The sequence below is a fragment of the Streptomyces tendae genome (assembly GCF_014650435.1).
Lineage (GTDB): Bacteria > Actinomycetota > Actinomycetes > Streptomycetales > Streptomycetaceae > Streptomyces > Streptomyces tendae.
Window position 1 is genome coordinate 276,785 of the sequence record NZ_BMUY01000008.1, and the last position, 24,512, is coordinate 301,296.

At 71.1% G+C, this 24,512-nt stretch carries 21 protein-coding genes; 16 read left to right on the forward strand and 5 right to left on the reverse strand.

The genetic code is table 11. The features are described 5' to 3' along the window. Positions 1 to 125: 125 nt before the first annotated feature. Together IE258_RS22465 and IE258_RS22470 are read left to right on the forward strand one after the other, a co-directional pair. Positions 126 to 533, forward strand: coding sequence for a GntR family transcriptional regulator (locus IE258_RS22465; RefSeq protein WP_189746179.1), 408 nt, complete (start codon positions 126 to 128; stop codon positions 531 to 533). A 266-nt stretch (positions 534 to 799) separates the two neighbouring features. Further along, complete coding sequence (locus IE258_RS22470; protein WP_189746181.1) at positions 800 to 1,498, forward strand: 8-oxoguanine DNA glycosylase OGG fold protein; 699 nt, start codon at positions 800 to 802, stop codon at positions 1,496 to 1,498. Between the two features lie 411 nt (positions 1,499 to 1,909). Here IE258_RS22470 and IE258_RS22475 read toward each other — a convergent pair whose 3' ends face one another. Next, the gene (locus IE258_RS22475) at positions 1,910 to 3,655 is read right to left on the reverse strand and encodes a dolichyl-phosphate-mannose--protein mannosyltransferase (protein WP_189746187.1); all 1,746 of its coding nucleotides are present in this window, start codon (positions 3,653 to 3,655) and stop codon (positions 1,910 to 1,912) included. A 131-nt stretch (positions 3,656 to 3,786) separates the two neighbouring features. Between IE258_RS22475 and rsmI the strand changes: the two genes are divergently transcribed. The 10 genes from rsmI to IE258_RS22525 all read left to right on the forward strand — a co-directional run bounded on the left by rsmI (position 3,787) and on the right by IE258_RS22525 (position 16,521). Beyond that, positions 3,787 to 4,695, forward strand: a complete 909-nt coding sequence (rsmI, locus tag IE258_RS22480) for a 16S rRNA (cytidine(1402)-2'-O)-methyltransferase (protein ID WP_189746189.1) — start codon at positions 3,787 to 3,789, stop codon at positions 4,693 to 4,695. Positions 4,696 to 4,852: 157 nt separating this feature from the next. Further along, positions 4,853 to 5,290 (forward strand): hypothetical protein, encoded by a 438-nt coding sequence (locus IE258_RS22485; RefSeq protein ID WP_189746191.1) that lies wholly within the window; start codon positions 4,853 to 4,855, stop codon positions 5,288 to 5,290. Between the two features lie 40 nt (positions 5,291 to 5,330). After that, complete coding sequence (locus IE258_RS22490) at positions 5,331 to 6,221, forward strand: TatD family hydrolase (RefSeq protein ID WP_189746193.1); 891 nt, start codon at positions 5,331 to 5,333, stop codon at positions 6,219 to 6,221. 101 nt (positions 6,222 to 6,322) lie between these two features. Then, positions 6,323 to 7,741 carry a resuscitation-promoting factor gene (locus IE258_RS22495; protein WP_373309914.1) on the forward strand — a complete coding sequence of 473 codons (1,419 nt, stop codon included), beginning with the start codon at positions 6,323 to 6,325 and terminating at the stop codon, positions 7,739 to 7,741. A 70-nt stretch (positions 7,742 to 7,811) separates the two neighbouring features. Continuing rightward, the gene (gene rsmA / locus IE258_RS22500; protein ID WP_189746195.1) at positions 7,812 to 8,672 is read left to right on the forward strand and encodes a 16S rRNA (adenine(1518)-N(6)/adenine(1519)-N(6))-dimethyltransferase RsmA; all 861 of its coding nucleotides are present in this window, start codon (positions 7,812 to 7,814) and stop codon (positions 8,670 to 8,672) included. A gap of 22 nt (positions 8,673 to 8,694) precedes the next feature. Then, entirely contained in the window at positions 8,695 to 9,594 is a 900-nt protein-coding gene (locus IE258_RS22505; protein ID WP_189746197.1) for a 4-(cytidine 5'-diphospho)-2-C-methyl-D-erythritol kinase, read from the forward strand. Between the two features lie 127 nt (positions 9,595 to 9,721). Further along, positions 9,722 to 11,536 carry an ABC-F family ATP-binding cassette domain-containing protein gene (locus tag IE258_RS22510; protein WP_189746198.1) on the forward strand — a complete coding sequence of 605 codons (1,815 nt, stop codon included), beginning with the start codon at positions 9,722 to 9,724 and terminating at the stop codon, positions 11,534 to 11,536. Positions 11,537 to 11,796: 260 nt separating this feature from the next. Next, positions 11,797 to 13,584 carry an outer membrane protein assembly factor BamB family protein gene (locus tag IE258_RS22515; RefSeq protein WP_189746200.1) on the forward strand — a complete coding sequence of 596 codons (1,788 nt, stop codon included), beginning with the start codon at positions 11,797 to 11,799 and terminating at the stop codon, positions 13,582 to 13,584. Between the two features lie 118 nt (positions 13,585 to 13,702). Further along, complete coding sequence (locus tag IE258_RS22520) at positions 13,703 to 15,592, forward strand: outer membrane protein assembly factor BamB family protein (protein WP_189746201.1); 1,890 nt, start codon at positions 13,703 to 13,705, stop codon at positions 15,590 to 15,592. A gap of 254 nt (positions 15,593 to 15,846) precedes the next feature. Next, positions 15,847 to 16,521 carry a helix-turn-helix transcriptional regulator gene (locus IE258_RS22525; RefSeq protein WP_189746202.1) on the forward strand — a complete coding sequence of 225 codons (675 nt, stop codon included), beginning with the start codon at positions 15,847 to 15,849 and terminating at the stop codon, positions 16,519 to 16,521. Positions 16,522 to 16,959: 438 nt separating this feature from the next. On the opposite strand, the gene IE258_RS22530 is transcribed toward IE258_RS22525, so the two are convergent. Both IE258_RS22530 and IE258_RS22535 read right to left on the reverse strand, forming a co-directional pair. Beyond that, complete coding sequence (locus IE258_RS22530; protein ID WP_189746203.1) at positions 16,960 to 17,268, reverse strand: hypothetical protein; 309 nt, start codon at positions 17,266 to 17,268, stop codon at positions 16,960 to 16,962. A gap of 21 nt (positions 17,269 to 17,289) precedes the next feature. Further along, on the reverse strand, positions 17,290 to 18,978 hold the full coding sequence (locus tag IE258_RS22535) for a sodium:solute symporter family protein (protein ID WP_087808912.1): 1,689 nt from the start codon (positions 18,976 to 18,978) through the stop codon (positions 17,290 to 17,292). A gap of 188 nt (positions 18,979 to 19,166) precedes the next feature. On the opposite strand from IE258_RS22535, the gene galT reads away from it, so the two are divergent. Genes galT through galK form a run of 3 tightly spaced genes read left to right on the forward strand, consistent with a single transcriptional unit; the run spans position 19,167 to position 22,389 of the window. Next, positions 19,167 to 20,228, forward strand: coding sequence for a galactose-1-phosphate uridylyltransferase (gene galT, locus IE258_RS22540; RefSeq protein WP_189746205.1), 1,062 nt, complete (start codon positions 19,167 to 19,169; stop codon positions 20,226 to 20,228). Next, positions 20,225 to 21,193 carry a UDP-glucose 4-epimerase GalE gene (gene galE, locus IE258_RS22545; RefSeq protein ID WP_189746206.1) on the forward strand — a complete coding sequence of 323 codons (969 nt, stop codon included), beginning with the start codon at positions 20,225 to 20,227 and terminating at the stop codon, positions 21,191 to 21,193. Before galT ends, galE begins: the two co-directional genes overlap by 4 nt. Before the next feature lie 32 nt (positions 21,194 to 21,225). Next, on the forward strand, positions 21,226 to 22,389 hold the full coding sequence (gene galK / locus IE258_RS22550) for a galactokinase (RefSeq protein ID WP_189746208.1): 1,164 nt from the start codon (positions 21,226 to 21,228) through the stop codon (positions 22,387 to 22,389). A gap of 5 nt (positions 22,390 to 22,394) precedes the next feature. Here the strand turns inward: galK and IE258_RS22555 are convergent, their stop codons facing one another. Further along, complete coding sequence (locus tag IE258_RS22555; RefSeq protein WP_189746210.1) at positions 22,395 to 22,850, reverse strand: GNAT family N-acetyltransferase; 456 nt, start codon at positions 22,848 to 22,850, stop codon at positions 22,395 to 22,397. Between the two features lie 311 nt (positions 22,851 to 23,161). Here IE258_RS22555 and IE258_RS22560 point away from each other — a divergent pair, with 311 nt between their 5' ends. Continuing rightward, complete coding sequence (locus tag IE258_RS22560; RefSeq protein WP_189746212.1) at positions 23,162 to 23,941, forward strand: response regulator transcription factor; 780 nt, start codon at positions 23,162 to 23,164, stop codon at positions 23,939 to 23,941. Here the strand turns inward: IE258_RS22560 and tamR are convergent. Further along, on the reverse strand, positions 23,900 to 24,397 hold the full coding sequence (gene tamR / locus IE258_RS22565) for a MarR family transcriptional regulator TamR (RefSeq protein ID WP_003975680.1): 498 nt from the start codon (positions 24,395 to 24,397) through the stop codon (positions 23,900 to 23,902). The genes IE258_RS22560 and tamR overlap by 42 nt on opposite strands. Positions 24,398 to 24,512 lie beyond the last annotated feature (115 nt).

Consider the following 24,512-nt stretch of genomic DNA (forward strand, 5'->3'; position numbering starts at 1 on the left):
ACGAGACCTGGGGCCACGCCTCATGTGACCTAGGTCGATCTAGTTCGCATGAGGAGGCTATCGAGGTGGTCCCGTGGTCGGCAAGACGATGCGGCCAACTGACCTAGAGCGATTAGGATCACTACATGGAGTTGAGTCCTGACGACCGGCGCCCGGCCTACCTGCAAATCGCTGCCACGCTCCGCGAAGACATCGCAACCGGGAAGCTTGGACCCGGAAGTCGAATCCCGTCCGGCCGGGAGTTGGCGCAGGAGTTCGGTACGGCGCTAATGACAGTCCAGCATGCTCTACGCGTCCTTCGCGATGAAGGGCTCGTGATTTCCCAGCAAGGCCGGGGGGTGTTCGTCCAGGCTCCCGCAGAAGCCAACCCGCAAGCGCTGGAGCCTCACTCCTTGGAGGTAGCCGTCGCAACCCAGCTCGAATCCATTCACCTTGAGCTAAGCAAGATGAACGAGCGATTGACATCCATCGAGCAGCAGCTCGCAGACTGGCGTGGTGAACGGCGGGAGGACGCCAGCCACGACCGTCCGTAGGCGAACAGGCTGCGGACCGCGAGATGGCCGTGAGAGTGCCGACCTTGTGGATTGTCTGTGGACCAATTCCAACGATCTGGGAGGGGATGCAGCTTCGAGCCAGCGCAATGGCTATGAGGCAAAGCGGTCCTCCGGAGCCGTGTTGGTTGCCGAAGCTGCTCAAGACTGTTCCGCAGCGTTAGCCGAGCGTCGTTGTTCGCCAGTATCGGCAAGCCTGAGCACCGGAGTTGGCATCACTTCTTCTCCCTGCGGGGCAGGATGGAGCCATGGCATCCACCGACCTGTCCCGCCTGCAGATGCCGCGCGCGTGCCGTGAGGCCCTTGTCAAGCAGCGATCAGAGCGGATCGACGGTCACACCATCCCCATCGCCACCGACTGGTGGAACACCGAGATAGCCGCCGCTCACCTGCCAGGTGTGCCCGTGACCGAACCAGATGTCGCGCAACTCAGTCGCGGTGACCTATTCAGGGACGCGGCCAACCTTGATGCGGGCGGCGAAGAGGAACTGCTTCGATTTCTGTGGCGAGTCCTCGCCTGGGGCAGCGGCAGGAGGCTCCGCCTCAACCGCCAGCGCATCCAAGCGGTGGCGGATAGCCCGTCCTCAGCCGTGGCGGCTCTGCGCCAGGCTCTGCAGGCGGCTCTCGAAGATCCGGCGCATGCGTACGAAGCTCTGCGCCCGGGAGGCCGCAACGCCATTGCCTATCTGGGTCCGGCGTTCTCGACCAAGCTCTTGTATTTCGCGGGCAGTGGCGCGCTCGACCACCCGTGCGTGATTCTCGACTCCCAGGTAGCCGCCACGCTCAGAGACATCTGCAAGTGGGACTCACTCGGTGAGCACGGATGGCCCACCAGCACCTACGTCCGGTACTGCGCGCTCCTGGACCGTTGGGCCCACGAGGAGAGCAAGCAGCTCGGGCGCCGCGTCGGCATCGACGAGATCGAACGCTGGCTGTTCAAGCCCTGACTGACCGATCTCTGTACAGCTACGGATCAGATGGCTTCTGACATCCATTGCTGACAGTAACGACGCCGGACAGGGACGTACACCAGCGTCTCTGTCCGGCCGTCGCACCAGTCGCCGACACCAGTTGGAGCGGAGCGGATCGAACTCCTTAGAGCGGCGGTCACTGCCCGGCATGAACCCCTGCGCGGACGTTGTGACCGACCACGCTTCCCAGGTATCCCCTACAAGTGAGCAGTTCACGAGAAGCCATAGGCCGTAGGCGGTGCACTGAGCCTGCGGTAAGCCTGCTCCGGATCCAGGCGACGGGGCCGTCTCCGGGCCGTCCAAGGGCGGCCCATGACAACCGCCAACGACCAACAACGACTACGAGGGCGCGGCAGGCTGCCTCGCTCTCGTAGTGTGTCCGTCCAGCTAAACCCACGTATCCAGCCACATCCGCGCTCTCCACTCCTCCATCGGGATCGCCGTGCCCGTGTACAGGGGCCAGAAGTAGATGAAGTTCCAGGCGATGAGGAGGACCAGGACGCCCGCTCCCGTCGCGCCCGCGACTCTGCGGGTGTCGGTGCAGCCGGGGCGGCCGATGATCGCGCCCAGGAGCATGGCCACCGCGAGGCACAGGAACGGGACGAAGACGACGGCGTAGAAGAGGAAGATCGTGCGCTCCTGGTACATGAACCAGGGGAGGTAGCCGGCGGCCACGCCGCAGGCGATGGCGCCCGCGCGCCAGTCGCGGCGGAAGAGCCAGCGCCACAGGACGTACAGGAGGGCGAAGCAGCCCACCCACCAGAGGAGGGGTGTGCCCAGGGCGAGGACCTCGCGGGCGCACTTCTCGCCCGCGTCGACCGGGCAGCCGTCCGAGCCCGCCGACGGGGACTCGTAGAAGTAGGAGACCGGGCGGCCCAGGACGATCCAGCTCCAGGGGTTCGACTGGTAGGTGTGCGGCGAGGTCAGGTGGGTGTGGAACTCCAGGACCTGGGTCTCGTAGTGCCACAGGCTGCGCCACCAGTCGGGGAAGAGCCACGACCAGGAACTGTTCGCGCCGTCCTTCGTCGCCCAGTCGCGGTAGTAGCCGCCGGTGCCGTCGGAGGGGGAGAGGATCCAGCCCAGCCAGGAGAGGAGGTACGTCGCCAGGGCCACCGGGACCGTGGAGAGGAAGGCCCAGCCCAGGTCGCGGCGCAGTACCGCGCGGTAGGGGTGGTGGGCGCCCGCGACGCGGCGGGAGCCTACGTCCCACAGCACCGCCATCACGCAGAAGGCCGCCATGATGTAGAGGCCGTTCCACTTGGTGGCCGCCGCCAGGCCCAGCATCAGGCCCGCCGTCAGCCGCCACGGACGCCATCCGAGGCGGAGGGTCTCGGCAATGTGCGCGTCCGGGCGGACGCGGCCGTCCTCGTCCACCGGAAGTGCCGCGGCGAGTCTCGAACGGGCCTTGTCGCGGTCGACGACCAGGCAGCCGAAGGCGGCCAGCACGAAGAACATCAGCACGCTGTCCAGCAGCGCGGTGCGGCTCATCACGAAGTGCAGGCCGTCCAGCGCCATCAGGGCGCCCGCCAGGCAGCCGAGGAACGTGGAGCGGAACAGGCGGCGGCCGATCCGGCACAGCAGCAGCACCGACAGCGTGCCAAGCAGCGCCGTCATGAAGCGCCAGCCGAAGGGGTCGAAGCCGAACAGCAGTTCGCCGAGGCCGATGACGTACTTGCCGACCGGCGGATGCACCACGTACGCCGCGTCGGTCGGGATCGGGACGTCGCCGCCGCTGTTCAGGATCAGGTCGTTGGCGTTCTTGTCCCAGTTGACCTCGAAGCCGCGGTGGATCAGCGCCCACGCGTCCTTGGCGTAGTACGTCTCGTCGAATATCACCGCCTTCGGGCTGCCCAGGTTCCAGAACCGCAGCACCCCCGCGAGCAGTGCCACCAGCAGCGGACCGCCCCACGCCGACCAGCGGGTCACCCGGTCGGCGAGCGGCTTCGACAGGCCCAGGAAGACCCACAGGCGCGGGCTCGGGCTCGTGTACGGCGGCACCAGCCGGTCGCGGACGTCGCCGGTCGCGGGCCCCGCCGGGTAGCCGAAGCGGCGCAGCCGCTGCTGCCAGGTGGGCCGCTCGTCGTGCGGGGCCTGGTCGTGCAGGGTGTCCGTGGAGGACGCGGTACTGGTCACCGCGCCATCGTAGGGAACCGCGCTGTGCACGTCCCGTGCATGGCCCTCCCGGGTGCGGATACGTTCCCCTTCCGGGAGGACCGGCCGGGAGGACTGCGGGAGGACTGCGGGAGGGCTGGGAGGATGGGGGCGTGACTGGAACCCTTGTACTCGCGGGCACTCCCATCGGCGACGTCCAGGACGCCCCGCCCCGGCTCGCCGCGGAACTGGCCGGTGCGGACGTCGTCGCCGCCGAGGACACCCGGCGGCTGCGCCGGCTCACCCAGGCGCTCGGCGTGGCACCCGCGGGGCGTGTCGTGTCGTACTTCGAGGGCAACGAGTCCGCCCGTACGCCGGAGCTGGTGGAGGAGCTGGCCGGGGGAGCGCGGGTGCTGCTGGTCACCGACGCCGGGATGCCGTCGGTGTCCGACCCCGGGTACCGGCTGGTGGCCGCGGCCGTCGAGCGCGGTGTGCGCGTCACCGCCGTCCCCGGGCCGTCCGCCGTGCTGACCGCGCTCGCCCTGTCGGGGCTGCCGGTCGACCGGTTCTGCTTCGAGGGCTTCCTGCCCCGCAAGGCCGGTGAGCGGCTGACCCGGCTGCGCGAGGTCGCCGAGGAGCGCCGGACCCTCGTCTACTTCGAGGCCCCGCACCGCCTCGACGACACCCTCGCCGCCATGGCCGAGGTCTTCGGCACCGACCGGAGGGCCGCCGTCTGCCGGGAACTGACCAAGACGTACGAGGAGGTCAAACGCGGAGGGCTCGGTGAGCTGGCCGCGTGGGCCGGTGAAGGGGTACGGGGGGAGATCACCGTCGTCGTCGAGGGGGCACCGGAGAAGGGGTCCGAGGAGGTCGGCGCCGAGGAGCTGGTGCGGCGGGTGCGGGTGCGCGAGGAGGCGGGGGAGCGGCGCAAGGAGGCGATCGCCGCGGTGGCCGCCCAGGTCGGCGTGCCCAAGCGGGAGGTGTTCGACGCGGTGGTGGCGGCGAAGAACGCGGCCAAGAACGCGGCCAAGGACGAGGCCAAGGACAAGGCCAAGGACGCGGCGAAGGACGTGGGGATCTGAGGGGATCCGTAGGGTCGCCCTTGACCCGTCCCTGACGTTGCGGGCGTTCCTGCCAAGGACAGCTCAAATCGGCTAAAACACTCGGCAGCGCCTGGTGCTTTCCCGCTGGTGGAGGAGTCCACTGGAGGAAGGAACCGAACGAACCGAAGGAGCCGGGATGAGCATGAGTGAGAGCACCGTGCGGACCCGAGTGCGTGCCGGTGCCACCGCCGTCGTCCACGAGTCGTACTCCTTCGCCTGCATGCGCTGCGGGCACGGCTGGGAGCAGTCGTTCGAGATCGAGCACCACACGGACGCCGACGGCCACGCGTTCGTGCTCTACGTCGCGGACGGCCGCGTCGTGCCCTCCCCGCTGACCCGGCCGGCCTGCGCCACCTGCGACAGCCACGTCGTACGGATCCTGCGCCCGGGCCGGGTGGCCTCGGTGCGGGGCGCCACCCACACCGTCCACCGGGTGCCGCCGGCCGGCCCCCTCGAGGTGCCGCTGGTGCCCGAGACGCCGGGGCCGGGGGCGCCGGGACTGTCCGGCGGACGCCGGCACTGGCACCTGACCGACCTCCTGCACGCCTTCCACCTCCACCGCAGGGCGAGCTGACCCCACCGGCGGCGCGCGGGCGCTTTCGTAGGATCGGGGCATGCCTTCGAACGCCTCCGGCCGGTCCGACAAGCACACCGCGCCCCCGCTGCCCGAGCCGCTCCGGGTGCCGGTCGCCGACTCGCACACCCACCTCGACATGCAGTCCGGCACCGTCGAGGACGCGCTCGACAAGGCCGCGTCGGTCGGCGTGACGACCGTCGTCCAGGTCGGGTGCGACCTCGCGGGGTCCCGCTGGGCCGCCGAGACCGCGGCGGCGCACGACGCCGTGCACGCCACCGTCGCCCTGCACCCGAACGAGGCGCCGCGCATCGTGCACGGGGATCCCGACGGCTGGTCCCGGCAGGGCGCACGGCAGCCCGGCGGTGACGCCGCCCTCGACGACGCCCTCGCGGAGATCGCCCGGCTCGCGGCACTCCCGCAGGTCAAGGGCGTCGGCGAGACGGGCCTCGACTACTTCCGCACCGGTCCGGAGGGCAAGGAAGCCCAGGAGCGGTCCTTCCGCGCCCACATCGAGATCGCCAAGCGGCACGGCAAGGCCCTCGTCATCCACGACCGCGACGCCCACACCGACGTTCTGCGCGTCCTGAAGGAGGAGGGCGCCCCCGAGCGCACCGTCTTCCACTGCTACTCCGGGGACGCCGAGATGGCCGAGATCTGCGCCCGCGCCGGGTACTACATGTCCTTCGCCGGCAACGTCACCTTCAAGAACGCCCAGAACCTGCGCGACGCCCTCGCCGTGGCCCCGCCCGAGCTGGTCCTGGTGGAGACCGACGCGCCGTTCCTGACGCCGGCGCCCTACCGGGGGCGGCCGAACGCGCCCTACCTGGTGCCGGTCACGGTGCGTGCCATGGCGGACGTACGGGGCGTCGACGAGGACACCCTGGCGACCGCCCTCGCCGCCAACACGGCCCGCGCCTTCGGCTACTGACACGCTGAGTAGTCGCGTCGCTTGGGAGAGTGACCGACGCTCCGCTAGGTTCTGGGGGCCCGATCGGGACCCCTGGAGCGTGTGGGCTGGAGCGTGTGGGTGTGAGCAGAACGCAGTTCGAGCCGGCAGAGGCGTACGAGACGTACGAGACGTACGGGGCGTACGGCATCTGCGAGACGTACGGGGCGTACGACACCCACGAGGCGTACGAGGCGTACGGGGCATACGGCACCCGCGAGACGTACGGGGCGTACGAGACGTACGAATACCCCGCCCCGTACGACCTGCACAGCGCGCCCACCCTGCCGTACGGCGACACGTACCGGCCCGTCCACGAGCCGGTCCATGAGCCGACCGTGCCCGCGCTGCCGCGGCAGGGCGACGGCCGGGCCGAGCGCCGGCGCCGGGCGCGGGGCGCGGGGCGCGCGGACGCCTCCCTGCGCCGGCTGCTGCCGCGGGCCCTGGTGGTGGCGTTCCTGGCGGGCGGCACCACCGCCTTCGTCGCCAAGGACAAGGCGGTCGAGCTGACCGTCGACGGCACCCCGCGCACGCTGCACACCTTCGCCGACGACGTGACCGAGCTGCTCGCCGAGGAGGGCGTCCAGGTGGGCGCCCACGACGTGATCGAACCCGCCCCCGGCGCCCCGCTGACCAGTGGCGAGGACATCACCGTCCGTCACGGACGGCCCGTGCTGCTCACCCTCGACGGCCACCGGCGCCAGGTGTGGACGACCGCGCGGACCGTGCAGGGCGCGCTGCGGCAGCTCGGTGTACGGACACAGGGCGCCCACCTGTCCACCGAGCCCTCCCGGCGCATCGGCCGCGAGGGGCTCGCCCTGGTGGTGCGCACCGAGCGGGTGGTGACCGTGCTGGCGGACGGCCGGACCCGCACCGTCCGCACCAACGCCGCGACCGTGCGGGAGGTCGTCGAGCAGGCCGGCATCACCCTGCGCGGCGAGGACACCACGTCCGTCCCCGCGACCGGCTTCCCGCGCGACGGGCAGACCGTCACCGTGCTGCGGATCACCGGGTCCCAGGAGGTCCGCGAGGACCCGATCCCCTTCGACGAGCGACGGGCCGAGGATGCCTCCCTCTTCCGGGGCACCGAGGTCGTCCAGCAGGCGGGCCGGCCCGGGCTGCGCCGCACCACGTACGCCCTGCGCACCGTCAACGGCGTCCGGCAGAAGCCGCGCCGCCTGCGCACCGAGGTGGTCCGCGAGCCCAGCCCGCGGATCGTGCGAGTCGGCACCCGGCCCCGGCCGGTCTCCGTCCACGGCGCCGACCACCTGAACTGGCAGGGCCTGGCCGCCTGCGAGTCGGGCGGCCGCGCGGACGCCGTCGACCCGTCCGGGACGTACGGCGGGCTCTACCAGTTCGACTCCGCCACCTGGCACGACCTCGGCGGCGAGGGCCGCCCCGAGGACGCGTCGGCCGCGGAGCAGACGTACCGGGCGCAGAAGCTGTACGTACGCAGCGGCAGCAGCGCCTGGCCGCACTGCGGCGCCCGGCTGCGGGACTGAGCCCCCGGCTGGGGACCGAGGCGCCCGGCTGCGGGACTGAGGCCGCCTCGCCCCCGGCTACCCTTGCGGGGTGAGCAGCCCCACCCCCGACGCCCTTCTGGGCCCCGCCGACATCCGTGAACTCGCGGCCGCCCTCGGCGTACGCCCCACCAAGCAGCGCGGCCAGAACTTCGTCATCGACGCGAACACGGTCCGCCGCATCGTCCGCACCGCCGAGGTACGCCCCGACGACGTGGTGGTCGAGGTGGGACCGGGTCTCGGCTCGCTCACCCTGGCCCTGCTGGAGGCCGCCGACCGGGTCACCGCCGTCGAGATCGACGACGTCCTCGCCGGCGCCCTGCCGGCCACGGTCGCCGCCCGCATGCCGGAGCGCGCCGACCGGTTCGCGCTCGTCCACTCCGACGCGATGCACGTCACCGAACTCCCGGGCCCCGCCCCGACCGCCCTGGTCGCGAACCTCCCCTACAACGTCGCCGTCCCCGTCCTCCTCCACATGCTCGACACCTTCCCGGGCATCGAGCGGACCCTGGTCATGGTCCAGGCCGAGGTCGCCGACCGGCTGGCCGCCGGACCCGGCTCGAAGGTCTACGGCGTGCCGTCCGTGAAGGCGAACTGGTACGCGGAGGTCAAGCGGGCCGGGTCCATCGGCCGCAACGTCTTCTGGCCCGCGCCCAACGTCGACAGCGGGCTCGTGTCACTCGTCCGGCGCAGCGAACCGCTGAAGACCACCGCGTCCAAGGCCGAGGTCTTCGCCGTCGTCGACGCCGCGTTCGCCCAGCGCCGCAAGACCCTGCGGGCCGCGCTCGCCGGGTGGGCGGGGTCCGCCGCGGCCGCCGAGGCCGCACTCGTCGGTGCGGGCGTGTCGCCGCAGGCGCGCGGAGAGGCCCTGACCGTGGAAGAGTTCGCGCGTATCGCCGAGCACAAGCAGTAGGAAGTCAGGGAGTGACGAGCAAGTGAGCGTGACGGTCCGCGTCCCCGCCAAGGTCAACGTCCAGCTCGCGGTCGGCGCCGCCCGCCCCGACGGCTTCCACGACCTGGCCAACGTCTTCCTCGCCGTCTCCCTGTACGACGAGATCACCGCCACCCCGGCCGCCGACGGGCTCCGCGTCACCTGCGAGGGGCCCGACGCCGACCAGGTCCCGCTCGACCGCACCAACCTCGCGGCGCGCGCGGCCGAGGCGCTGGCCGCGCGGTACGGCCGCGAGCCCGACGTCCACCTCCACATCGCCAAGGACATCCCCGTGGCCGGCGGCATGGCGGGCGGCAGTGCGGACGGTGCGGGCGCGCTGCTCGCCTGCGACGCGCTGTGGGGCACCGGCGCAGGCCGCGAGGAGCTGCTCGACATCTGCGCCGAGCTGGGCAGCGACGTGCCGTTCAGCCTGGTCGGCGGGGCGGCGCTGGGCACCGGGCGGGGCGAGAGGCTGACGGAACTGGAGGTGGGCGGCGACTTCCACTGGGTGTTCGCGCTCGCCGCGCGGGGGCTGTCGACGCCGGCCGTCTACCGCGAGTTCGACCGGCTGGCCAAGGGCCGGGACATCCCGGAACCCGTCGCCGACCAGGCGGTGCTCGACGCCCTCGCGAAGGGCGACGCCGCCGCGCTCGCGGTCGCCGTCACCAACGACCTCCAGCCCGCGGCGCTCTCCCTCTACCCGGAACTGGGCGACACCCTCGCGGCGGGCCGGGCGGCCGGGGCCCTGGCGGCACTGGTCTCGGGTTCCGGCCCGACGACGGCCTTCCTCGCGACCGACGCGAAGTCGGCCTCCGACATCGCGGGCGTGCTCCGGGCCTCGGGGACCTGCCGCGACGTGCGTACGGCGGTGGGCGCGGCGGCGGGGGCCACGGTCCTGGACTGAGGCCCGCGGCGGTGGGGGCCAAGGTCCCTGACCGAGGCCCGCGGCGGCGGGGGCCACGGTGCCGGACCGAGGCCCGCGGCGGCCGGACTACCCTGGAGGGTCGAGCGATCCCCCAGGCAGGAGAGAAATGGCCGTCAATCTGGTCAATGTCGAGAACGTCAGCAAGGTGTACGGCACCCGTGCACTTCTCGACGGCGTGTCCCTCGGCGTCTCCGAGGGGGACCGCATCGGCGTCGTCGGACGCAACGGCGACGGCAAGACGACCATGATCCGGATGCTGGCCAGACTGGAGGAGCCCGACACCGGCCGGGTCACCCATTCCGGCGGACTGCGGCTCGGCGTGCTCACCCAGCACGACTCCCTCGACCCCGGGGCGACCGTCCGGCACGAGGTCATCGGCGACATGGCCGACCACGAGTGGGCGGGCAGCGCCAAGATCCGCGACGTGCTGACCGGGCTGTTCGGCGGGCTCGACATGCCGGGCTTCCCGCAGGGGCTCGACACCGTCATCGGTCCGCTGTCCGGCGGCGAGCGGCGCCGGATCGCGCTGGCCAAGCTGCTCATCGAGGAGCAGGACCTGATCGTCCTCGACGAGCCCACCAACCACCTCGACGTGGAGGGCATCGCCTGGCTCGCGGCCCACCTGAGGGAGCGGCGCTCCGCCCTCGTCTGCGTCACCCACGACCGCTGGTTCCTCGACCAGGTCTGCACCCGCATGTGGGACGTGCAGAAGGGCGACGTCTACGAGTACGAGGGCGGCTACTCCGACTACGTCTTCGCCCGCGCCGAACGCGAGCGGATCGCCGCCACCGAGGAGACCAAGCGGCAGAACCTGGTCCGCAAGGAGCTGGCCTGGCTGCGGCGCGGCGCGCCCGCCCGCACCTCCAAGCCCCGCTTCCGCGTCGAGGCCGCCAACGAGCTGATCGCCGACGTGCCGCCGCCCCGGGACAGCAGCGAGCTGATGAAGTTCGCCTCCTCCCGGCTCGGCAAGACCGTGTTCGACCTGGAGGACATCACCGTCCAGGCCGGCCCCAAGGTGCTGCTCAAGCACGTCACCTGGCAGCTCGGCCCCGGTGACCGCATCGGCCTGGTCGGTGTCAACGGCGCCGGCAAGACCTCCCTGCTGCGCGCCCTCGCCGACGCCGCCCGCAGCGACGGCGAGCAGCAGCCCGCGGCCGGCCAGGTCCGGGTCGGCAAGACCGTCAAGCTGGCGTACCTGTCCCAGGAGGTCGCCGAACTCGACCCGAACTGGCGGGTGCTGGAGGCCGTACAGCGCGTCCGCGAGCGCGTCGACCTCGGCAAGGGGCGGGAGATGACCGCCGGGCAGCTCTGCGAGACCTTCGGGTTCGGCAAGGAGAAGCAGTGGACGCCGGTCGGGGACCTGTCCGGCGGTGAGCGGCGGCGGCTGCAGCTGCTGCGGCTCCTCATGGACGAACCCAACGTGCTCTTCCTCGACGAGCCCACCAACGACCTCGACATCGAGACCCTGACCCAGCTGGAGGACGTCCTCGACGGCTGGCCCGGCTCGATGATCGTCATCTCCCACGACCGGTTCTTCGTCGAGCGCACCACCGACCGGGTCTTCGCGCTGCTCGGCGACGGCGCGCTGCGCATGCTGCCGCGCGGCATCGACGAGTACCTGGAGCGGCGCCGGCGCATGGAGGAGGCCGCCACCTCGAGCGCCCCGGCCGTGGCGGCCAAGCCCGCCGCCGCCGTGCCCGAGAAGAGCGCCGCCGACGTGCGCGCCGCCAAGAAGGAGCTCCAGAAGATCGAGCGGCAGTTGGACAAGGTCTCCGAGAAGGAGACCAAGCTGCACGCCCAGATCGCTGAGAACGCCACGGACTTCGCGAAGGTGGCCGAACTGGACGCCGAGCTGCGCGAGCTGACGGGGCAGCGCGACGAGCTGGAACTGCGCTGGCTGGAACTGGCCGAGGACGCCTGAGCGGCCGCGTGCGCCGGGCGCGCGGGTGATGTAAAGGGCCCGTGAAGGCGCGTAACAGAGGCATCACGGGCCGGTCCTCCCTTGGGAACAGGGGCGGACGCGGCCCGGTGGGCGGTTGGGCGCGGGTGATAGAAAGGCCGTCCGAGGACTGTCCCAGGGCGGTCCGAGGCTTGAGGAACGATCGCCGTAGACGACTCCGGGGCCAGCGCGTGACCCGGGGCGTGGCTAAAAATCAGTGAGTAATAAGGGGGAACGCGCTGATGAGCCAGCCGCCGAATCAGCCGCCGCAGCCGGGTGGCTTCGGAGCACCGCAGGACCCGCCGCCGGGAGGCTTCGGGGCACCGACCCCGCCACCCCCGCAGGGCCCGCCGCCCGGGCCGCCGCAGCAGCAGCCGGGGTACGGCTATCCGCAGCAGCCGGGCCAGCAGGGTCAGCCCGGGCCGTACGGTCAGCAGCCCGGACCGTACAACTCCGGCCCGTACGCCGCCCAGCCGCAGCAGCCGGGGCCGTACGGCCAGCAGCCCGGCTACGGCTACCCGCAGCAGCAGTACCCCGGCGCTCCCGGCGTCCCCAGTACGCCGCCGCCCGGCGGCCCCGGGTCCCGCAACCCCTTCAAGGGCAAGCCGGCCCTCGCCGTCGGAGCGGCCGTCGCGGCGCTGCTCGTCATCGGCGGCAGCGTGTGGGCGGTCACCGCGAGCGGCGGCGACGACAAGAAGGACAAGAAGCCCGTCGTCGCCAAGACCGACGACCCCAAGCCCTCCGGCTCCAAGGGCGGCGCCCCGGTCAACCCCGGTGACGGCAGCGGCGACGGCGGCGAGGACCCCGACAACCTCAACGAGGGCCGCCAGGCCGGCGAGTCCAAGGTGCTCTGGTACAAGGAGGCGCCCGACGCCCCCGGCTCCGGCGCCGACGCCGACGGCATGTGGATCACCGACAAGGCGGCGGTGAAGGCGGCGTACAAGCAGGTCTTCGCCTACAACGTCGGCGACGGCAAGCCCGCCTGGGACCCGATCGCCTTCCCGGAGAAGATCTGCTCGGTCACCCCGGAGAAGACGGCCGACGACAAGATCGTCGTCGCCTACATGAGCGGCTCCAGCGACCGCGCCAAGTGCAACAAGCTCCAGGAGATCGACCTCGCCACCGGCGAGAAGGGCTGGTCCGAGGAGGTCGCCGACGGTGACCTGTTCGACTCCACGCTCTCCCTCGAACTCTCGCTCAGCGGCAACACCATGATGGTCGGCCGCTCCCAGTCCGGCACCGCCTACGACGTGCGGAGCGGCAAGAAGCTGTACGAGAAGAAGAAGTACGGCGACGCCTGCTTCCCCGCCGGATTCGCGGGCAGCGCCAGCAAGCTCGTCCAGGTCGCCTCCTGCGGCGCGGGCGGCAACAACGCGCACGACGAGCTGCAGGGCCTCGACCCGAAGACCGGCAAGGTCCTGTGGACCTACAAGTACGAGAAGGACTGGCGGATCGCCCGCGCCTACTCCGTCGACCCGCTGGTCGTGTACGCCACCAACGAGGACAAGAAGGTCTGGAACATCTCCTCCTTCACCTCCGGCGGCAAGGTCCAGGAACAGGTCGGCGTCGACGAGGACTTCGCCCCCGAGTGCGGCTGGGCCATCCTCGAACGCGACCTCCAGGGCTGCACGGGCGTGGCGGTCGCCGCCGGCACGCTCTACCTGCCGACCGAGGCGACCAGCGGCGCCAACGAGATCGTCGCGATCAACCTCAGCACCGGCAAGGAGAAGTGGCGCACCAAGTCCCCCGCGGACGAGTCGATGATGCCGATGAAGGTCGAGGGCGACCAGCTCATCGCGTACGTCAAGCCGTCCTACGACGCGGGCGGGCAGGTCGTGTCCATCCCGACCGGCGGCAGCAGCCACAAGCCGGCGAAGCTGCTGCAGAACCCGCAGGGCGTCGCGGACATCGAGAACAGCTTCTACTCCAAGGACATCGACTGGGTCGACGGGCGGTTCTACATCTCCAGCACCCGCCTGACCGGGAACGACGAGTCGAAGGAGAAGTTGATGCTCGCCTACGGCAAGTGACCTCTTCTCCGGCCCCTTCGCCGGCCGTTTCCCCGGCCGTTCCTCCGGCCGTCTCTCCGGCCGCGCTTTCGCGGTCCGTTCCGTCCCCGTCGTCTCCGCTCTCCGAGGTGCTCACGTCATGACCCAGCCGCCGCCCCCGCCGCCCAACCAGCCCCCGCAGGGGGGCGGTTTCGGGCCGCCGCAGAACCAGCCGCCGCAGCAGCCGCCCACGCCGCCCCCGGGGCCGGACCTCGGCAAGGGGCCCCAGCCGGGCTACGGCTACCCGCAGGCCCCCGGGGCCGTCCCGCAGACGCCGCCGCAGGCGCCCGCGGCTCCGCCGACCCCGCCGGCGGGTCCGCCGCCGCAGCAGCCGGGGTACGGGTATCCGCAGGCGCCGCCGCAGGCCCAGCCGCAGCCCGGGTACGGCTATCCCGGTCAGCAGCCCGGCCAGCCCGGACCGTACGGGCAGCCGACGCCGGCCTACGGCCAGCCCGGTCAGCCCGGATACGGCTACCAGCAGCCGAGCACCATGCCCATGCAGCCGCAGGCCGCGGGGACCGGCGGGGGACGGAAGATCAACGCACAGGTCGCGATCATCGTGGCCGCCGTCGTCGCGATCGCGCTGATCATCGGCGGTGGTGTCTGGTACGCCGGTTCCTCCGACGACGGGGGCAAGGACGACACCGCGAGCTCCAGCGGCGGTACGGGCGGCGACGGCGGTACGGACCAGAAGGGCGGCGACGGCGGCAAGACCTCCGGCGCCCAGGAGAAGGCGCCCTCCGACCCGGCCGCCAAGGTGCTCTTCCAGGTCCCCATGCCCGCGGTGAGCAAGGAGGACGACAGCGTCGTCGTCTCCGGCTCGTGGCTCACCGACAAGGTGTACGCCAAGAGCGGCATCGCCGAGGTCAACGGGTACGACCCCGACAAGGGCAGCAAGAAGTGGACGATCAAGCTGGACGGCCCCGTGTGCGCCGTCACCCGGCACGTCACCGACGACAACAAGACGGTGATCGTCCACCAGCCCGCCATGCCGACCAAGGCGGAGCCCTCGCACGGCTGCACCCAGGTCGCGGTCCTCGACCTGGACGCCGGGAAGAAGGTCTGGACGAAGACCGCCGGTGACGGGCCGATCTCCTTCGACAACGTCACGATCAGCGGTGACACGGTCGCCGCGGGCAGCTCCGACGGCGGTGTCGCCTTCGACATCGCCAAGGGCGACATCCTCTGGTCCCCGAAGACCACCGACACCTGCTACGACGCGGGCTACGGCGGCGGCGAGAAGCTGGTCGCGGTGCGCAAGTGCGGGTCGTACGACGCCCGGGAGCTGCACATCCAGACCATCGACCCGAAGAGCGGGAAGGTGATCACCGAGTACAAGATGGCCAAGGGCATCGAGTACGCGGCCGTCGTGTCGACGAACCCGCTGGTCGTGGCCGCCGACGTCGGCGACTCCGCCGGGGACGGCAGCGGCATCTCGGACTTCTTCTCCATCGACAACAAGACCGGCAAGCTGCTCACCCGCATCTCGGCGCCCGGCGACCAGTTCGCGGCCAGCTGCGACAGCATCACCAAGACCGAGAGCTGCCACGGGCTCGCGGCCGGCAACGGCAAGCTCTACATCGCCACCGAGGAGCACGAGGGCGGCGGCGAGTCGTACAGCCGGGCCAACGAGGTCGTCGCCTTCGACCTCGCCACCGGCAAGCAGACCGGCCAGCGCGCGGACTCCGGCGACGACTACACGATCACCCCGCTGCGCATGGACGGCGGCAACGTCATCGCCTACAAGCGCCCGCCGTACGACAAGGGCGGCCAGGTCGTGAGCATCGACGGCGCGACGTTCAAGCAGACGGTGCTGCTGGAGAACCCGGCGACGGAGGCGGTGCGCGACGTGGAGTCGAGCATGTCGCCGGACTACTCCGAGCTGCTCTACTCGCAGGGGCACCTGTACATGTCGCAGGTGTACGCCAGCGAGCCGACCAGCGCGGACGAGAAGGAGTACCTGGCGATCGGGTTCGGCAGCAACGGCTGACGCCGTCGCGTCGCCGTCCCCGTCGCCGACGCCCTCGCTCGGGTGACCGTACCGGCCCCGTCCCTGTTCCAGGGGCGGGGCCGGGGCGCGTTGTGGGGCGCGTTGTGCGGGAATCCGGCGCTCCGGGGCGGTTCTCGCGGGTAGGGGCAGCGCGAGGGCTGGCTAGCGTGTAGCTTCCGGGAGCATGCCGGGCATGCCGGGGGCATGGGTGCCGGGACCGGGTGCCGGGGACTGGGTGACTGGGGGGTTGCTCCATGGGAGTACGGCTCATGGTGGTCGACGATCACCGATTGCTCGCCGAGGCGCTGGCCTCGGCGCTGAAGCTGCGGGGGCACCGGGTGCTGGCGGCGGCGGCGCCGGCCGCGGGGGCGGCGGAGCTGGTGATCAGCCGGGCGCCGGAGGTGTGCCTGCTGGGGACGGCGACGCCGGCCGAGCCGGGGATCTTCGACCCGGTGGTGCGGATCAAGCGGGAGCGGCCGCAGGTGGCGGTGCTGGTGCTGGGGCCGGTGCCGAGCCCTCGGGGCATCGCGGCGGCGTTCGCCGCGGGGGCGTCGGGGTACGTGCGGCACGACGAGCGGATAGAGGGCGTCGAGCGGGCGATCATGAAGGCGCGGGGCGGGGATGCGGCGGTGGCGCCGGCGTTGCTGCAGGGGGCCTTCGGCGAGCTGCTGAACCCGGCGGCGCAGCCCGACGACGAGGGGCAGCGGCTGCTGCAGATGCTCACGCCGCGGGAGGTGGAGGTGCTGGTGCGGGTCGCGGACGGCGAGGACACGCGGCTGATCGCGGCGGGGATGGGGATCGCTCCGTCCACGGCGCGTACGCATGTCCAGCGGGTGCTGATGAAGCTGGGCGTCGGGTCGCGGCTGGAGGCCGCGGCGCTGGCCGCGCGGACGGGGTTGCTGGACCGGGCGGGTGCCTCCGGCGGTTGAGCGGCGTGCCTGCGGCGCCGCTGCGGCTCCGGTGGGGTGCGGGATGCCTGCGGCGCCGCTGCGGGTTCGGTGGGGGTGCGGGATGCCTGCGGCGCCTGTGCGGGTTCGGTGGGGGTGCGCGTAGCGCGATACGTCCGGTGGGTGGGTCGGGGCCGCGCCGGGGGGTGTTCGTCCTCGGAACGGCGCGGAATCGGGTGCTGACAGAGGCTCGGGGCGTTGACGCGCCAACCGCTGCGGGCGAACACCCCCCGCCACGTCCCCTTCCCGCCGTACGCGCCTGCGGCTCGTCCTCACCGCGGGCAGTCGTGCCGCTGGGGCGGCACGGGTGGGCGCGGCGGCACCCCGGCAGCGCCGGGCCGCGCGACCCACCCCCGCGGTCACATCCGCGCCGGGTGGCCGGGGGACGCCGGACCACTGCCCGGCGTCACATGCCGACCGTCACTTCTTCCCGGCGTCCTCCACCGGAGGTGTCGGCGGCGCCGTGGGCCGCAGCTTCAGCCAGACCAGGAAGAAGAGCCCGAGGACCAGCATCCCGATCCCGGTCCAGAGGTTGATGTTCACCCCCTGCGCCTTGTCGATGTCGTCGTCGGACGCCACGAAGCCCGCGATCGTCACGATGACGCCGTAGATCACGAACAGCCCGCCGATGATCCGCCGGATGTCGAACAGCCGCGCGGCGGTGACGGACTTGGTCTCCAGCTCGGAGACCTCGTCCTGCAGGTTCTTGTCGGAGTAGGAATCAGACATGCTCTCTCAATCCTCCCGCGATCAGAACGAGAACGGGATGTAGCAGGCGGCGGCCAGGACGACCGCCCCCCAGCCGAGCAGCGCCGGCTTGCGGTACCACGCGTCGTCGCCCTTGGCGGGCGCCTCCGACATGCCGGGCGAGGTGGTGCCGTAGACCAGGCCCTGCAGCTCGGTGACCGGCTTGGGCTTCGTGAACAGGGACACGGCGACCATGACAACCGCACCGGCGACGAAGCCCGCGATGGCGGAGACGAAGTTGGCGCCCTGGTCGGAGGGGATGTCGATGATGCCCTGCTTGTAGATGACGAAGTAGTTCACCATCGCGGCGGTCGTGCCCGCGATCAGGCCCCAGAAGCCGGACTTCATCGACGCCCGCTTCCAGAACATGCCGATGATGAAGACCACGAACATCGGCACGTTGAAGAAGGAGAAGAGCGTCTGGAGGTAGCTCATGATGTTGGAGAAGGACGAGGCCAGGAACGCCGTGCCGATGGAGGCCAGGACGCCGATCACCGTGATCAGGCGGCCGAAGCGGACGTAGTAGCCGTCCTCCCGGTCCTTCACCACGTACTTCTGCCAGATGTCGGTGGTGAAGACGGTGTTGAAGGAGGAGATGTTGGCCGCCATGCCGGCCATGAAGGCCGCCAGCAGGCCCGTCACCGCGATGCCGAGGACGCCGTTGGGCAGCAGTTGCTGCATCAGGTACGGGATCGCGTCGTTGTACTGGAGGTCCGAGCCGGGGGTGCCGATCTTCGGGACCAGGACCGCGGCGACCAGGCCCGGGATCATGACGACGAAGACGATGAAGATCTTCGGGAACGCCGCGATCAGCGGGGTGCGCTGGGCCGCGGAGAGGTTCTTCGCGGAGAGGGCGCGCTGGACCTCGGCGAAGTTCGTCGTCCAGTAGCCGAAGGAGAGCACGAAGCCGAGGCCCAGGACGATGGTCAGCCAGTTGGCGCCCAGCGGGTTCTCGCTGCCGATGCCCGTACCGCCCCACGCCGTCATGAAGTCGGAGCCGTGGGACTTGGAGAGGGAGTCCGACAGGCCGTCCCAGCCGCCGACCTTCTTCAGGCCCAGGATGGTGATCGGGATGAGGCCGGCCAGGATCACGAAGAACTGGAGGACCTCGTTGTAGATCGCCGAGGACAGGCCGCCCAGGGTGATGTACGCCAGGACGAAGAAGCCGGCCACCACGATGGCCACCCACTCCGGCCAGCCGAGGAGCGCCTCGACGACGATCGCGAGGGCGTAGAGGTTCACGCCGGCGATCAGGATGGCCGCGATGGCGAACAGGGCCGAACTGAGGAGGTGGGAGGCCTTGTCGAAGCGCAGGAGGAGGAACTCCGGGACCGAGCGGACCTTCGAGCCGTAGTAGAACGGCATCATCACCAGGCCGAGGAAGACCATCGCCGGGATGGCGCCGATCCAGTACCAGTGGGTCGTGTAGACGCCGTACTGGGCGCTGTTGGCGGCCATGCCGAGGATCTCGGTGGCACCCAGGTTGGCGGCGACGAAGGCGAGTCCGGTGACCCACGCGGGCAGGGAGCGGCCGGACAGGAAGAAGTCCAGGCTGGTCTTGACCGAGCGGCGGGCGGCGAAGCCGATGCCCAGGACGACCACGAAGTAGATCCCGAGGATCGTGTAGTCGAGCCAGTTGGTGGGGAGTCGAAGCTCTGCGGCTAGGTATGTGGAGCTTGTGGGGGTTTGCATTAAGCACTCGCTTCGTTCGCGAACTGATCCGGAGCGGAACCTACGCCTCCGCGTTCAGTAATTGAACACTTTTGGTGATGAACTTTGTTTGATTGTGATGTGGGACGGGCGTGGTGGGTTGTGATGTGTTATGTTTGATTGTGTTGGATGATTGGTGACTCCATGGGTGGGTGCAGAGGAGTGCGGCAGTGAAGAAGACCTCGACCCGGCTGGCCGACGGCCGTGAGCTGGTCTACTACGACCTGCGCGACGACACCGTGCGCGACGCCGTGGACCGCCGTCCGCTGGAGCGGACCGTCACCACGTCCGAGGTGCGTCGTGATCCGCTGCTCGGCGACTCGGTCGCCATCGCCTCGCACCGGCAGGGACGCACCTACCATCCGCCGGCCGACCAGTGCCCGCTGTGCCCGTCGGACGGGGAGCGGCTGAGTGAGATTCCGGACTCGGCCTATGACGTGGTGGTTTTCGAGAACCGTTTTCCCTCGCTGGCCGGTGACTCCGGACGCTGCGAGGTCGTCTGCTTCACCTCCGACCACGACGCCTCCTTCGCCGACCTGAGCGAGGAGCAGGCCCGGCTCGTGCTGGACGCCTGGACCGACCGCACCTCCGAGCTGTCCCATCTGCCCTCCGTTGAACAGGTGTTCTGCTTCGAGAACCGGGGCGCCGAGATCGGGGTGACGCTGGGTCACCCGCACGGGCAGATCTACGCCTACCCGTTCACCACCCCCCGCACCGCCCTGATGCTCCGTTCACTGGCCGCCCACAAGGACGCGACCGGCGGGGAGAACCTGTTCGACGCCGTGCTGGACGAGGAGCTGGCCGGTGAGCGGGTCGTCCTGGAGGGTGAAGAGTGGGTCGCCTTCGTGCCGTACGCCGCGCACTGGCCGTACGAGGTGCACCTGTATCCGAAGCGGCGGGTCCCCGATCTGCTCGGACTCGACGAGGCGGCGCGCACAGAATTCCCCAAGGTCTATCTGGAACTGTTGAGGCGCTTCGACCGGATCTTCGGTGAGACGGAGCCTCCGACGCCGTACATCGCCGCCTGGCACCAGGCGCCGTTCGGTCAGCTGGAGGAGTTCGAGGGCGTGCAGCGCGACGACTTCGCGCTGCACCTGGAGCTTTTCACCATTCGCCGTACGTCCGGCAAGCTGAAGTTCCTCGCGGGCTCCGAGTCCGGCATGAACGTGTTCATCAACGACGTGCCCCCGGAGCGCGCGGCCGAGCGACTGCGAGAGGTAGCGAGTTCATGAGCGGGAAGTACCTGGTGACAGGTGGTGCGGGGTACGTCGGCAGCGTCGTCGCCCAGCACTTGGTGGAGGCGGGGCACGAGGTGGTCGTGCTCGACAATCTGTCGACCGGCTTCCGTGAGGGCGTGCCGGCGGGGGCCTCGTTCGTCGAGGGCGACATCCGCGACGCCGCCAAGTGGCTGGACGCCTCCTTCGACGGCGTGCTGCACTTCGCCGCCTTCTCGCAGGTCGGCGAGTCGGTCGTGAAGCCCGAGAAGTACTGGGACAACAACGTCGGCGGGACGATGGCCCTGCTGGAGGCCATGCGGGGCGCGGGCGTGCGGCGGCTCGTCTTCTCCTCCACGGCCGCCACGTACGGCGAGCCCGAGCAGGTTCCCATCGTCGAGTCCGCGCCGACGAAGCCCACCAATCCGTACGGCGCCTCGAAGCTCGCCGTCGACCACATGATCACCGGCGAGGCGGCGGCCCACGGCCTGGGCGCGGTCTCGCTGCGCTACTTCAACGTCGCGGGCGCGTACAGGGAGTATGGCGAGCGCCACGACCCCGAGTCGCATCTCATTCCGCTGGTCCTCCAGGTGGCGCAGGGCCGCCGTGAGGCCATCTCCGTCTTCGGTGACGACTATCCGACGCCGGACGGGACCTGCGTGCGCGACTACATCCACGTCGCCGACCTGGCCGAGGCCCATCTGCTGGCCGTGGCGGCCGCCGCCCCCGGCGAGCACCTCATCTGCAACCTGGGCAACGGCAACGGCTTCTCCGTCCGCGAGGTCGTCGAGACCGTGCGGCGGGTGACGGGCCGTCCCATCCCCGAGGTGGTGGCCCCGCGCCGGGGCGGCGACCCGGCGGTCCTGGTGGCGTCGGCCGACACCGCCCGCGAGAAACTGGGCTGGAACCCGTCCCGCGCGGACCTCGCGGGGATCGTGTCGGACGCGTGGGAGTTCGCGCAGCGGCGCGCGGGCCAGTACTAACCGCAGTTACCGGAAGGGCGAGGGGTCAGGGCATGGGCGAGGCTGTCGCGGGGACCGTCGGCGAGCGGTTCCGGGAGCTGTACGGGGCGGAGTCGGAGGGGGTGTGGGCGGCGCCGGGCCGGGTGAACCTCATCGGGGAGCACACCGACTACAACGACGGCTTCGTGATGCCCTTCGCCCTGCCGCACCAGGCCGTCGCCGCCGTCTCCCGGCGCGACGACGGCGTCCTGCGCCTGCACTCGGCGGACGTCGACGCCGGGCCGATGGAGCTGCGCGTCGCCGACCTGACCCCCGGCTCGGACAAGTCCTGGACCGCGTACCCCTCGGGCGTCGTCTGGGCGTTGCGCGAGGCGGGCCACGAGCTGACCGGCGCCGACGTCCACCTGGCCTCGACGGTCCCGTCGGGCGCGGGGCTCTCCTCCTCCGCGGCCCTGGAGGTGGTGGTGGCCCTGGCGTTGAACGACCTGTACTCCCTCGGCCTGCGCGGCTGGCAGCTGGCCCGGCTGTGCCAGCGCGCGGAGAACGTCTACGTCGGCGCCCCCGTCGGCATCATGGACCAGACGGCCTCCGCCTGCTGCGAGGCGGGCCACGCCCTGTTCCTCGACACCCGCGACCTCTCCCAGCGGCAGATCCCCTTCGACCTCGCCGCCGAGGGCATGCGCCTGCTGGTCGTCGACACCCGGGTCAAGCACTCCCACAGCGAGGGCGAGTACGGCAAGCGCCGGGCCGGCTGCGAGAAGGGCGCCGCGCTGCTGGGCGTCGACGCACTGCGCGACGTGCCGTACGCCGACCTGGACGCGGCGTTGGAGCGGCTGGGCGACGAGGAGGAGGTGCGCCGCCTGGTCCGGCACGTGGTGACCGAGGACGAGCGCGTCGAGCGGGTGGTCTCGCTGCTGGAGTCCGGCGACACCCGCGCCATCGGCCCCGTCCTCGTCGAGGGCCACGCCTCGCTGCGCGACGACTTCCGCATCTCCTGCCCCGAGTTGGACCTGGTCGTCGACACGGCCCTCGCCGCCGGGGCGCTCGGCGCCCGGATGACCGGCGGCGGCTTCGGCGGCTCGGCGATCGTCCTGGTGGAGGCCGGCGACGTGGACGCCGTCACCAAGGCGGTCGAGGACGCCTTCGCGGCGGCGGGCTTCCGGGCGCCGCGGGTGTTCGGGGCGGTGCCCTCGGCGGGGGCGCGGCGGCTGGTCTGAGCCGGTCAGCCGAGCCGTTTCACCAGCGTGTACTCCGTGATCCCCGGCGGGTAGTCGGGGATCACGCACATGACGTCGTAGCCGCGTTTCGTGTAGAAGCCCGGCGCCTGGAAGTCCCAGGTCTCCACGCGGGCGGCGGTGCAGCCGCGTTCGGCGCGGGCGGTGCGTTCCGCCTCGTCGAGGAGGGCGGAGCCGAGGCCCGCGCCCCGGTGGCCGCCGTCCACCCACAGGTAGGTCACGTGCAGCCAGGTCGCCCAGGTGTGCCCGACCAGGCCGCCCGCCAGGTCGCCGGCCCGGTCCAGGATCCAGACGTGCAGCGGGAATTCGCGTTCGTGAGGGGTTCCGCGCAGGGAGCGCAGGACGGAGGAGGCCGCTGTGTTCGTCTCCCGCAGGCGGGTGCGCAGCAGATCGCGCCGTTCCTTGTCGACTTCTGTCACAAGACGAAACATGCGGCTCACCATAAACGTGTGGCCGAGTCAGTTCTGCAAATAGCCTTCCGCTCCCGGCGCCCGTCCGTACTCTGATGAGCAGCACCGGTGGGGGCCGGTGCCGTTCAGGGGGCGAGACAGCCGGGTACGACTCCCGGGTCGGGGGTAGCGGTTACTGCACGGCGGCGGCCGTGCGGCTGCGGCGACCCGTCCCGGAGTACCGAGCACAACAGCACAGCTGGATGCGGGGCCCTGGGCGTCGTACCCGTGCCGGTGCCGTCATCCGAGGACGGACAGACGATGGGTATCCCCTGCTCCTGGCGGAGCTCGGGGGAGGGGGTTTCGTGGTTCGTATCCGAGTCCTGGTCGTCGACGACCATCGCATCTTCGCCGAGTCGCTCGCGGCCGCCCTGGCCGCCGAGCCCGACGTCGACGTCTCCGCGGCCGGCAGCGGTCCGGCCGCACTGCGCTGCCTGGAACGGGCCGCCTCCGAGGGGCGGCGGTTCGACGTGCTGCTCGTCGACGCCGACCTGGGCGGCCACGTCCCCGGCACCCGGCCCGCCGCGCCCGTGCGAAGCGGCGACGAGGACGGGCTGGTGGACGGGATCTCCCTGGTCACCGGAGTGCGGTCGGGGCAGCCGGGCGTGCGGATCGTCGTCCTCGCCGAGAAGGACGACCCCCGGCGGGCGGCCCTCGCCCTGGGCGCCGGGGCGTCCGGGTGGGTGGCCAAGGACTGCTCCCTGTCCCGGCTGCTCAGCGTCATCCGGGGCGTCCTGCGCGACGAGACGCATCTGCCGCCCGCCCTGCTCACCGGCGTCCTGCGCGAGCTGACCGCGGCCCGCAAGCACCGCACCGAGAGCGAACTGCTGGTGGAGTCGCTCACCCCGCGCGAGCGCGAGGTGCTGCGCTGCATGGTCGCCGGGCTCGGCCGCAAGGCGGTCGCGGAGCGGCTGTACCTGTCCCCGCACACGGTGCGCACCCACATGCAGAACGTGCTGGGCAAGCTGGGCGTCCACTCCACCCTGGCCGCCGTCGCACTGGCCCGCAGGGCCGGGGTGGGACCGGCGGATCTGGACGGGCCCTCAGCCGGGGATGTTGTCGAACGGGGCGGTCAGCTGGCGTAGCAGGGCCGCCAGTTCGGTGCGCTGGGCGCGGGACAGCTCACCGAGGATCGCGCGCTCCTGGGCCAGCAGACCCGCCAGCGACTGGTCGGCGCGGTCCCGGCCCTCGTCGGTGAGCCGGACCAGGACGCCGCGCCGGTCGCTGGGGTCGGGCAGGCGCTCCACCAGGCCCTTCTTGGCGAGGCGGTCGATCCGGTTGGTCATCGTGCCCGAGGTGACCAGGGTCTGGGTGAGGAGCTGACCCGGTGAGAGCTGGTACGGGGTGCCCGCACGGCGCAGTGCCGTCAGTACGTCGAACTCCCACGGCTCGAGATTGTGCTCGGAGAAGGCCAGCCGGCGTGCGCGATCCAGGTGCCGGGCGAGCCTGCTGACGCGGCTCAGCACCTCGAGCGGTTCCACGTCGAGGTCCGGGCGCTCCCGGCGCCACGCTGCGACCAGCCGATCGACCTCGTCCTCCATGACGATCAGTGTAGTGGTTGTGTCGACGTGAAGTCTCTTGATGTCGACTATATCGATATCAATTATCTTGATGGCGACTGTCTTGACATCGAGATACCTTCGGGTGACGCTGGGT

What these genes read in the sequence shown, in the direction of transcription:
- IE258_RS22510 (WP_189746198.1), top strand. Translation starts at nt 9,722, where the DNA reads ATGGCCGTCAATCTGGTCAATGTCGAGAACGTCAGCAAGGTGTACGGC.
- galE (WP_189746206.1), top strand. Translation starts at nt 20,225, where the DNA reads ATGAGCGGGAAGTACCTGGTGACAGGTGGTGCGGGGTACGTCGGCAGC.
- tamR (WP_003975680.1), bottom strand. Translation starts at nt 24,397, where the DNA reads ATGGAGGACGAGGTCGATCGGCTGGTCGCAGCGTGGCGCCGGGAGCGC.
- IE258_RS22470 (WP_189746181.1), top strand. Translation starts at nt 800, where the DNA reads ATGGCATCCACCGACCTGTCCCGCCTGCAGATGCCGCGCGCGTGCCGT.
- IE258_RS22530 (WP_189746203.1), bottom strand. Translation starts at nt 17,268, where the DNA reads ATGTCTGATTCCTACTCCGACAAGAACCTGCAGGACGAGGTCTCCGAG.
- IE258_RS22520 (WP_189746201.1), top strand. Translation starts at nt 13,703, where the DNA reads ATGACCCAGCCGCCGCCCCCGCCGCCCAACCAGCCCCCGCAGGGGGGC.
- galK (WP_189746208.1), top strand. Translation starts at nt 21,226, where the DNA reads ATGGGCGAGGCTGTCGCGGGGACCGTCGGCGAGCGGTTCCGGGAGCTG.
- IE258_RS22515 (WP_189746200.1), top strand. Translation starts at nt 11,797, where the DNA reads ATGAGCCAGCCGCCGAATCAGCCGCCGCAGCCGGGTGGCTTCGGAGCA.
- IE258_RS22465 (WP_189746179.1), top strand. Translation starts at nt 126, where the DNA reads ATGGAGTTGAGTCCTGACGACCGGCGCCCGGCCTACCTGCAAATCGCT.
- IE258_RS22555 (WP_189746210.1), bottom strand. Translation starts at nt 22,850, where the DNA reads ATGGTGAGCCGCATGTTTCGTCTTGTGACAGAAGTCGACAAGGAACGG.
- IE258_RS22485 (WP_189746191.1), top strand. Translation starts at nt 4,853, where the DNA reads ATGAGCATGAGTGAGAGCACCGTGCGGACCCGAGTGCGTGCCGGTGCC.
- IE258_RS22525 (WP_189746202.1), top strand. Translation starts at nt 15,847, where the DNA reads ATGGGAGTACGGCTCATGGTGGTCGACGATCACCGATTGCTCGCCGAG.
- IE258_RS22490 (WP_189746193.1), top strand. Translation starts at nt 5,331, where the DNA reads ATGCCTTCGAACGCCTCCGGCCGGTCCGACAAGCACACCGCGCCCCCG.
- IE258_RS22535 (WP_087808912.1), bottom strand. Translation starts at nt 18,978, where the DNA reads ATGCAAACCCCCACAAGCTCCACATACCTAGCCGCAGAGCTTCGACTC.